Annotated in this window: 9 protein-coding genes; 2 read left to right on the top strand and 7 right to left on the bottom strand. The window is 67.2% G+C overall.

Features of this window, described 5'->3' with window-relative positions; genetic code table 11:
• Nucleotides 1-496, bottom strand: a 496-nt coding sequence (locus AC5Y46_RS13270; protein ID WP_499991541.1) for a DUF222 domain-containing protein, incomplete at its 3' end; no start/stop codon positions are given.
• 152 nt (nt 497-648) lie between these two features.
• Nucleotides 649-888, bottom strand: a complete 240-nt coding sequence (locus AC5Y46_RS13265; protein ID WP_499991540.1) for a hypothetical protein — start codon at nt 886-888, stop codon at nt 649-651.
• 68 nt (nt 889-956) lie between these two features.
• Between AC5Y46_RS13265 and AC5Y46_RS13260 the strand changes: the two genes are divergently transcribed.
• The gene (locus AC5Y46_RS13260; protein ID WP_499991538.1) at nt 957-1,451 is read left to right on the top strand and encodes a UCP032817 domain-containing protein; all 495 of its coding nucleotides are present in this window, start codon (nt 957-959) and stop codon (nt 1,449-1,451) included.
• Nucleotides 1,452-1,557: 106 nt separating this feature from the next.
• Nucleotides 1,558-2,346, top strand: coding sequence for a thioesterase family protein (locus tag AC5Y46_RS13255; protein WP_499991557.1), 789 nt, complete (start codon nt 1,558-1,560; stop codon nt 2,344-2,346).
• Here the strand turns inward: AC5Y46_RS13255 and AC5Y46_RS13250 are convergent.
• The 5 genes from AC5Y46_RS13250 to AC5Y46_RS13230 all read right to left on the bottom strand — a co-directional run bounded on the left by AC5Y46_RS13250 (nt 2,340) and on the right by AC5Y46_RS13230 (nt 6,581).
• Entirely contained in the window at nt 2,340-2,915 is a 576-nt protein-coding gene (locus AC5Y46_RS13250; RefSeq protein WP_499991537.1) for a DUF998 domain-containing protein, read from the bottom strand. The genes AC5Y46_RS13255 and AC5Y46_RS13250 overlap by 7 nt on opposite strands.
• Nucleotides 2,916-2,940: 25 nt before the next feature.
• Nucleotides 2,941-3,369, bottom strand: a complete 429-nt coding sequence (locus AC5Y46_RS13245; RefSeq protein ID WP_499991534.1) for a hypothetical protein — start codon at nt 3,367-3,369, stop codon at nt 2,941-2,943.
• A gap of 42 nt (nt 3,370-3,411) precedes the next feature.
• Nucleotides 3,412-4,623, bottom strand: coding sequence for an acyl-CoA dehydrogenase family protein (locus AC5Y46_RS13240; protein ID WP_499991533.1), 1,212 nt, complete (start codon nt 4,621-4,623; stop codon nt 3,412-3,414).
• On the bottom strand, nt 4,620-5,249 hold the full coding sequence (locus tag AC5Y46_RS13235) for a TetR/AcrR family transcriptional regulator (protein ID WP_499943742.1): 630 nt from the start codon (nt 5,247-5,249) through the stop codon (nt 4,620-4,622). The genes AC5Y46_RS13240 and AC5Y46_RS13235 overlap by 4 nt, the downstream gene beginning before the upstream one ends.
• Nucleotides 5,250-5,366: 117 nt before the next feature.
• Nucleotides 5,367-6,581 carry a GNAT family N-acetyltransferase gene (locus AC5Y46_RS13230; protein ID WP_499991532.1) on the bottom strand — a complete coding sequence of 405 codons (1,215 nt, stop codon included), beginning with the start codon at nt 6,579-6,581 and terminating at the stop codon, nt 5,367-5,369.
• Between the last annotated feature and the right edge of the window lie 212 nt (nt 6,582-6,793).

Here is a 6,793-nt window from a genome sequence, read left to right as displayed (position 1 = left end):
GGCGGAATCCGGTGGCCACCAACACCAGCTTGGCTTCGGCATCAGCACGGGTGGCCGCGTCGACCGCCTCGGGCAGCTTCTTGAAGAACTTCTGGACGATCCCCACCTGCTCGCTGCCGAGCAACCCCTCACGCTCCGCCGCGGCGGTTTGAGCCAGCACCGGCTCCAGCGGCTCACCCGTGAGCGCGCGGCGCGGACCCAGATCCGCGGCGTGGGCGATGCGCTGAGCGGCCTCGGCCTTGGTGATCCGCAACCGGTTCGCCAACGCCTCGCGCAACGAACCCCCCAGCTCCTGCGCGGTGGCTTCGGCACCGAGTTGGTTGATCAACGCGTGCTGGGGCACCCGGGCCCGACGGATCCCCCGCTCGATGCGGTCCATGATCTCCATCCGCCGCGGATTGTCCTGCGCATCAAAACTCAGCTCGCACAACCGATCCAGAGCATCACCATACGCGACGAGGACCTCCTCGATCTCCGCGTACGTGCTGGCCGGCATGCCATGATTCTACGAAGGGGCACCGACAAGCACGCGAAGCCAAAGACCAAGCTGTGCACAAACATTCAACTGTGGAAAAGTGCTGCGAACCACAAAACGTCTGCGGCAGCGACCAATTCGTCAACGTACGTCGATCCGCGCTTAGGCGAGACCTAGTCGCCACCGCCGCAGCCGCCACCACACCCGCCGCCGCAGCCTCCGCCGTCGCTGCCACTGCAACCGCCGGCGTCGCCGCCGCCGCAACCACCCGACCCGTCCGAACCCGATCCGGACGACCAGATCCCACGGCCCCCATTGCGTCGGGCGTCTGGCGAGTTGCGCAAACCTTGGACGACGCCCCAGAGCAGCAGGCCACCGGCCCCGCCGATGATGCCCAGTACGACGCTCGACATGCGCCAAGGTTACGCCGGATATCACGCGTATCTGCCGGCATCTCGATGCGCCGCTCTACAGTGATGCGGTGCGGTATCGACGACAGGATCGATACGAACGAGCAAGCCGTGCGGTCGCTGATCTCCAGTTGCCGGAGGCCGTCTTCAAGACGTGCCCCTGGCAGCCGCGCGCGCTCATCGAGACCGGGCTGCGCCAATGGCTTCGGTGCTGCGCACCGGCGTTGCGGGACAAACAGGTGATCGGCATGCCGTCCCACGCGGTAGACGAGGCCTGGCACGGTCTGATCCTGTGTACCGCCCGGTATGCGACGTTCTGTGATCAGGCGTACGGCCGGTTTCTGCACCACCACCCCGATGGTGCTGCGCCGGAGGGGAGCCGCGCGGCGAGCGATTCGGCCGACGAGCAACTGCGCCGCACCGTGATCGCCTGGCACTTGGTGGCTCAACCCGGAGAGCAATGTGTGCTGTGGGACCTCGACGAGCAGGTCGGAGTCGAACATCCCTGGGGCATCCCGGCGGCCCGGGTCAACGAGATCCGGACCGCGGCCGCGCGGCTCGTCTGACGGGGTTGACGTGACCCGCCGCGGAACCGATCCGGGTGTGCTGTAGAAAAATCATGTGCCAGGCGATTTTCCCGACGCCACCGACGCGGCTTCGTTGCCGTACTTCGTGCGTGACGAAAACCATTACGTCCCAACTGTTATCGCTCGCGGGGGCTGGGGGCCTTCGCTGAGCGGCCACGTTGTCGGTGGCCTGCTCGGCTGGGCGACGGAACGCGCGGTCGACGACCCGCAGTTCCAACCGGCACGGCTCACTGTCGACCTGCCCCGGCCGACCGCGCTGAAACCGCTCGAGGTGCACACCCGCGTGCAGCAGGACCGGCGACGGCTGCGAACCGTCGAAGCCACCTTGATCCAGGACGGGGCGATCGTCGCGAACGCCAGCGCGCTGTTCTTGCGGCGCGGTGAACAGCCCGACGGGCAGGTGTGGTCGACACCGGTGCAACTGCCGCCGCTGCCAACCGATCCGGACGGCGTCCAGTCACTGTTCATCCGGACCTACGGTTGGGGCACCGACGTGCAGAATCCCGATCCGGAATGGACGCAACAGCAGGGTCCCAAGTACACCTGGCTACAGGAGACCCGGCCTCTGATCGACGACGAACCGTTCACGCCCTTCACCCGCGCCGCAATGGCAGGCGACATCACGGCGTCGATCGCCAACTGGGGCACCAGAGGGTTGCAGTTCATCAACGTCGACTACACGCTCACCCTGAGCCGACTGCCCGACGGACCTCATATCGGTCTTGCGTCACTGACGCACTACAGCAACGACGGGGTCGCCACCGGCGCGGCCGTCCTAGTCGACCAGAACGGGCCGATAGGCAACGGTGTCGCGGTCGCCATCGCGCAATCCGGATTCCGTCCCACCTCGGCGAAGCCATCGGACGGTCAATGATCCCGATCACTCAACAGGCACAGCGCGGTGAGCAACTGCCACAACAGGATCGAGTACACACTGCCGCGTTCCCATGTGCCCTTGGGAATCGACTGCAGCACCGGCAACCCGCTGGCGAACCCGACAAAGCATAGGAAGCCCAGCGCTGCAATCGCTTTGGAGACCCTGCGGTACCAGGCGCGCTGACTGAGCACGCCCGAACCGGCCACGATGGCGGCATTTCCGCCCACGATCGCCAGCACGGCCCCGACAGCGTGCAACGTGCCGCGGTGCACGGTGCCGACTATGCAGTTGCCGACGGCATTCGCGGCGGCCAGGCCGAGCAGGACACGGGCACCGCCCGTGGGCGGCCGACCGATGATCAAACCCGCTCCGAGCAGGAACAGCACGCCTTGCCAGCAGAACGCGAAATGCATCAGGCGCGTCCGAGGACCGAACAGGCCGAGGTCACTGATGTAGTTGTGCGCGTAGCTGTAATCGGATCCGAGGGCGGTCGCCGCGATCGCTTCCAGGAGCAGGTATCCGACTGGTCCCAGGATCCACAGGACGGCCCCGAGTCGCGCTGCCAAGCCGGCTAACCTCTTCCGTGCCTACTCACGCCGCGGGAACCAGATGAATGTTCCTGGCGCCCTTGACGTTTCGCAAACCCGAGCAGTTAACGCAGCCGATGCAACCGACGCAATCGGTGCAGCGCACGCACGCGAAGCAGGCAACGCAGCGGGTGCAGGCCACGCAGGCCAGGCACGCCACGCATTCCCGCACGGCGACGCACACCACCGTCAGCAGGCTTGCGACCACAGCGACGCTGCCGGCAGTGGCCGCCGATGCCGCGACCGCCACGCTGCCCGCGGTCGCAACCGATCCCGCGACCGCGACGCTTCCTGCGGTCGTCGCCGACCCAGCCACCGCGACGCTGCCCGCAATCGCGACCGAACCCGCCACCGCGACGCTGTCCTGGACGGCGATCGAGCCCACCACCGAGTCACTGTCGGCGGTAACCGCCGAATCCAACGCAATCGCCATGGCTGCCATCATGGCAGCCGTCCGACGGAGCCTCGGCGCGGCCTAGCGGATAGCCAACCCGGTCAGCGCGCGGGAGATCACCAGGCGCTGGATTTCGCTGGTGCCCTCGAAGATCGTGAAGATCTTGGCGTCCCGGTGCATCCGCTCCACCGGGTAGTCGCGCGTGTAACCGTTGCCGCCCAGGATCTGGATCGCCTCGTCGGTGACGTAGACGGCGGTCTCGCTGGCGACCAGCTTGGCCATCGAGCCCTCGGCGGATTCGAAGTTCTGGTTGTTGCGGGCCATCCAGCCGGCCCGCCATACCAGCAGCCGGGCAGAGTCGATCCGGCTCTTCATGTCGGCCAGCTTGAACGCCACCGCCTGGAACTCACCGATCTTGCGGCCGAATTGCTCACGCTGGCAGGCGTAGTCGAGCGCGTACTCGTAGGCGGCGCGGGCCACGCCGACGGCCATCGCGCCGACGGTGGGCCGGGTTCGCTCGAACGTCTTCATCGCCGCCTGTCCGCCTGCGGACGCGCCGGACTTGACCCGGGCGATCCGGGCCTCGAACTTCTCCCGGCCGCCCAGGATCGCGTCCTCGGGCAACCGGACGTTGTCGAGCACCACCTCGGCGGTGTGCGACGCGCGGATGCCGTGCTTTTTGAACTTCTGGCCCTGCGCAAGGCCTTTGGTGTCGGGCCCGATGACGAAGCTGGCCTGGCCCCGGGTGCCGAGTTCGGGATAGACCGAGGCCACCACGATGTGCACATTGGCGATACCACCGTTGGTGGCCCAGGTCTTGGTGCCGTTGAGCACCCACTCGCCGGTCGCCTCGTCGTAGCGCGCCCTGGTGCGGATACCGCCGACGTCGGAACCGGCGTCGGGCTCCGAGGAGCAGAACGCGCCCAGTTTGGGCTCGTCGGCGGTGCCGAACATCTCGGGCAGCCATTGTCCGAGCTGCTCGGGAGTTCCGTTGCCCGCCAACGCCGCTGCGGCCAGCCCGGTGCCCATGATGGACAACGCGATGCCGGCGTCACCCCAGAACATCTCCTCGAACGCGGTCAGCATGCCCAGTCCGGTCTCCTCGGCGGCCTGCTGTGCGAAGAAGTCCGGTGAGTACAGACCGACCTTCGCCGCCTCCTGAATTACCGGCCACGGGGTTTCCTCGCGCTCGTCCCATTCGGCGGCGGCCGGGCGGATCACGTCGGCGGCGAACTTGTGCACCCAGTCGCGCACCTCGATCACGTCGTCGCTGAGTTGCATATTGAAAGTCACGGCTGTGCTCCTGATGGTGTCGATTTCGGTGTTCGGTACTGCGCGAGGACGCTGAGCGTCTGATTCACCCACGCCTCGAAGTAGCGGTCTTCGTCGATGTTGCCGGGCAGCCGGCCGGTCAGCGCCTGCAGCGTCGCGGCGTACGACAGCGATCCGATGGCCACCGCCGCGGCCGCCTCGGGATCCGGGATGTCGGTGCGGCCGGTGCGGTTGGACGCGGCGAGTTCGTCGGCGAATCGCTGGTAGGCGTTGTCGGTGATCACCTGCCAGGTCTTGTCGTCGAGGTCGCCAAGTTCGTCGGGCTCCCGGAGCATGACCTTCAGCAGGTCCTCGCTTTCCTTCATGTGGTGCCAGATCAGCCGGCCCGCGGTGCGCACGGCGTGTTCGACGCCCTCGGGCTCTTCGGCGTCGTACTGCTCGCGGGCGGCGACGACCCCGTCGATGCGGTGCGCGACGGCGGCTTCCAGCAACTCGCGTTTGGAGCCGAAGTGCTTGTAGAGCGCCCCGGATCCGGGTGCCAGACCCGACGCCCGTTGGATGTCGGCCACCGACGTGGCCGCGTACCCCTTGGCCGCGAACAGCTTCAGCGCTTCGGCGAGTAGCCGGTCGCGTCCAGCGGTTCCCATAAGGTGAGAGAGTACTCACTCACCGACGTGACCGGCAAAATCTGTGGCAAGCATCACCGGGCCGTCAGGCGAGGACCACCAAGCCGCAGCTTCCCGCGCCGACGACGACGATCCTCGTCAGAAGTAGAACCCGGCGTAGGGCGCCTGCGGCACGGCGAACAACCGATCGGCCGCCGCCAGCACGGCAGGATCCTCCGCCTGCACCAGTCCGGCCACCGCGAGGCCGGCCCAGGTCGCACCGCCCAGCAGTACGCTGCCGAGCCCGGCGATTCCGACCCGCAGTTGCGGACGCTCCACGGTCGGCTCGGCACCGTCGCCGGTGACAGCGTAAGTAGCCGAATTCTGTTGCAAGAGCGGGTCATCGACTGCGATGGTGACCGAGTCCGCACCGGCATAGCGGCGGGCCGCCAAGGCCTTTGCGACGTCGACGATGCGCAGCCAGGTCTCGTCGTACACCGCGGTGACCTTCGCGGCCCGCCGATCGCGCAGCAGCACCGGCAGCGGATCGTCGAGCGGCAGCATCCAGAACAGCACGCGGTCAATGAGATCCAGTCCGAAGAGGAACCGCAGCAAGCCGAGGTAGGCGTCGGGGCTTGGTGCGAAGAGGTCTTCCACCACAATGGTGCGCTGATCGCTGACGAACCATTTCTCGGTGTCGATGGGACGGTAGCGCACGAAGCCCGACTCGGCACCCGGTTCACCGTGCACCGCGAAATACGAAGGCCCCGGCGATGATTCGTTGCGCAGTCGCACGCTCTGCCACCACACCTGGGGCCGGTCGAGGCTGCCCGGCCGGGACGGCCGATGCTCGGAGTAGATGCGCGGCAGCAGCTCCCACGCTTCGGCCGCATCCAACAGCCGAACCGGACCTCCCGAGCCGGCGCCGGGACGTAACACCGCCCGCGCCGTCGTGACCTCCACGCTCTGCACCGAACTCGCCACGCCGTAGCCGTAGCGCTCGTAGATCGTCGCCTCCGACGCCCGCAACGTCGCGACCACTTCGCCGCGGGCGGCGAAGTCGCGTAGTTGGTGGTGCACCAACTCGGTGGCGATGCCCTGTCGGGTGGACGACGGCAGCACCCCGATATGCGTGACGGCGGCATGGCCGACGATCGCTCCGCCGGGCAGCGTCAGCCGGCTGGTCACGGCATCTGCGGTGCCGACCAGTCGGCCGTCGACGAACGCACCGATGGTGCGGCCCGGTTCCAGCAGGGTGCCGATCTGGCCGGGCTGCAGGCTGAGGGGCGGGAATCCGACCATCGCCGTGCGGAACACGTTCGACGCCGCGATGAGCTGTTCCTCGGTGTCGAGCACGCGGATTTCGGTGTTCACCGGCCTATCATGCCGCGAGGCAAGAACTTTGGAGTGCGCGGCTCGACACTGACGGTCGGCCGAAGCAGATCAGCTGGCGGGATTACGCGAGCGCTCGCAGCAAATTGCCAGGGAAGTGTCCTTCGCTGAGGCGTTAGGCCATGGCGCCAGGTGGGTACATGTTTGAGTGAACGGTTGTTCGCAGAGCTAAAACGGGGCGCGGCAGCAGCGCC

Source organism: Mycobacterium sp. NGS59, from assembly GCF_059812345.1.
This window is presented reverse-complemented; position numbering and strand designations above follow the sequence as displayed.